Annotated in this window: 2 protein-coding genes; both read left to right on the top strand. The window is 34.5% G+C overall.

Annotated elements, in window-relative coordinates:
• The first annotated feature begins 526 nt into the window (after positions 1-526).
• Positions 527-1,774: a 2-hydroxyacyl-CoA dehydratase gene (locus tag ACJROP_RS05880; RefSeq protein ID WP_406534555.1), complete on the top strand. Its 1,248-nt coding sequence runs from the start codon at positions 527-529 to the stop codon at positions 1,772-1,774.
• On the top strand, positions 1,771-2,346 hold the full coding sequence (locus ACJROP_RS05875; protein ID WP_406534554.1) for a hypothetical protein: 576 nt from the start codon (positions 1,771-1,773) through the stop codon (positions 2,344-2,346). Before ACJROP_RS05880 ends, ACJROP_RS05875 begins: the two co-directional genes overlap by 4 nt.
• Positions 2,347-2,400: the final 54 nt, after the last annotated feature.

Below are 2,400 nucleotides of genomic sequence, written 5' to 3'. Positions count from 1 at the left end.
ACATTGACAGCTTATTTGATATGCTTTCCGCCTGATATTTTTGTGCATTTTCACAATGCTTTATTAAATTTGCTCATTTATAGTTTTTAGAATTGCTTGATTATTGAGCAGACACTAATTAGTATCAATACCAAGGAAGATTTTTTTTAATCAAAAATTTATTCTACAACTTATTATTTTGATAAACTCCGACTTATCATAATAACAAAGTTTTTTCGGACTGCTTAGGCAGTCCTTTTTTGCTGTCAAATCCCAAACACTTCCTTTATAAGCTTTATCACTCTGTTTTCCTTTTTCGGTCTTGCGGTCGGTTTATCCTTTGAGTTGCTTTCACCTCCCGAACAGCTTAAATTTTTTTATGAAGGAATGATTGAAAGCTGATTTTAAAAGGTTAAAGGCAGATTTCGGTTAGTTGGAACATTTTTAATATTCCACATAAATTCCTAATATATTCCTATCGGATTCCCATTTTATATATTATAATGCAAACAGTGAAAATAATGACTTTTTTGTGGGGGTAATTTTTATGGATAACAGAAATTTGCAAAAAACAGATATTTTTGATAAAGAGTATTCTGACAGTCTTAACAGGCTTTACAAGGAAAATTCAAAATTAACGAGTTTCAAATGGTTTCTTGATACAGCATATAATTGGGCATATAAAAAAAACTATTCTGTTCAACAAGTCGTGATGTTGGGAAATTCGATACCGGAGGAGATAGTTATTGCAGCAGGTGCAGAACCTTATTGGTTGATCGGCGGAAGTCTTGGCTCTTTGTCATGGTCTGATGACCTTGTTCCGAGAGATACCGACCCTGTGAGCCGTTCTGTTTTAGGCTATATAAACAGACCGAAGACGGACTTTTCAAATTCTCTTTTTATGATTCCTCTCATAAACGACAGTATGAGAAAAATTGCTTATCAGCTTAAATCTGAGGGTAAAAAAATATGTTTTGTTGATATTCCGCCCGATAGAAAAGACAAGTATTCAACGGAAAAATATGCGGAACAGATGAAAAAAATATGCGGGAAAGTTTCGGCTCATATACATAAAAAAGTGACAAAAGGGTCCGTTGTATCAGCCATGAAACAAGTGTCTGCGGCGAGGTATACACTGTATAAATTTCTTGAAAATTCCCGTGAGCGAACCGATATTATAACCGATTCCGCAAGACTTTTTATACAAAATTCTTATTATATGACAAATTCCGTTGATGAGTGGATATACCATGTTGAATTGCTTTCAAAGGAAGTGGATTTTTATTCCGCCAAGTATAAAAATAAAGAACTCAACCGTCCTCGTATAATGTTGGCAGGTTCTCCCATAATTTTCCCGAATTATAAGATACCGTTTCTTATCAGAGATACGGGGCTTTCTGTTTGTGATACGCAAATGACTTTAAATAATGTCATATACAGCCGTCAGATGATGAGGGAAAACAGAGATAAACTTATAGAGAATATTGCAAATGAATGGTATCGTAAAGACACATCTTCGGCATATATCAACAATGATGTTTTTTATGATAATATACTTCACACAGTACAAAAAGGCGGTATTGAAGGAGTTATATACCATGTGCTGAAAGGTCAGACGGAATATGATTTTGAACTTGAAAGAATAGAAAATATGCTTTCGGAGTACAATATACCCGTTTTCAGACTTGAAACAGACTATCAATATCAGGACGTTGAACAGCTCAGAATAAGAATGGAAGCATTTTCTGAAATGCTTGTTCAAAACCGATACAGGAAGGTGAAAAAAGTATCATGAGATCTAAAAAGAAAATTATTATAAAATCTGTAATATGTCTTGGCATGGCGGCACTTGCCTATTTTGCATGGCTTTTCCCTTTCTATGAGTTTACTTCAAATGATTTCGGTACAGGCATTGAAAAACTCATGTCAGCAGAGTATTTATATACGCTTACACCCTTGTTTATTATTATTGCCCTTGCTGCAACGGGAATTATTCTTGTAATTTTCATAAGAAAGTTTCTTGCTAAAACAGATAAAAACCGTTTGAGAGCCGCACAAGTTCGCATGGGCAGACTCAAAGGTGATTCACCTAAACAGAAAAAGTCTTTATTTATGATAATTCGCTGGGCAGCTATGATAATATTCACATTCATGATGATATGGGGAGGTCTTATATTCGGACTTAAAATGTCAAGTATGAGCATACCTGTACTTTCATGTCCGTGGAATACCGAACAAATGACGGAATCAAGTTGTTATTACCTTTCACATCTCAATGAACTCTTTGAACTGCCGATACAGAATATTATTTTATTCTTTGGAAGTACAATATTTTTTGGGGTTAGTCGGAAAAGTAGGACTTATTGATTAAAAAGCCAGTATTCCAATAGTTTGAGAAGAGTGGTAAGTAACATTTACCCT

This window comes from Methanobrevibacter sp. (assembly GCF_045220775.1).
Taxonomy (GTDB): domain Archaea; phylum Methanobacteriota; class Methanobacteria; order Methanobacteriales; family Methanobacteriaceae; genus Methanocatella.
The sequence above is the reverse complement of the archived record's forward strand: the minus strand, read 5'-3'. Positions and strand labels throughout refer to the sequence as shown.

Excerpts from the sequence above, each read along its gene's own strand:
- ACJROP_RS05875 (WP_406534554.1), top strand. The coding sequence starts at position 1,771 with ATGAGATCTAAAAAGAAAATTATTATAAAATCTGTAATATGTCTTGGC.
- ACJROP_RS05880 (WP_406534555.1), top strand. The coding sequence starts at position 527 with ATGGATAACAGAAATTTGCAAAAAACAGATATTTTTGATAAAGAGTAT.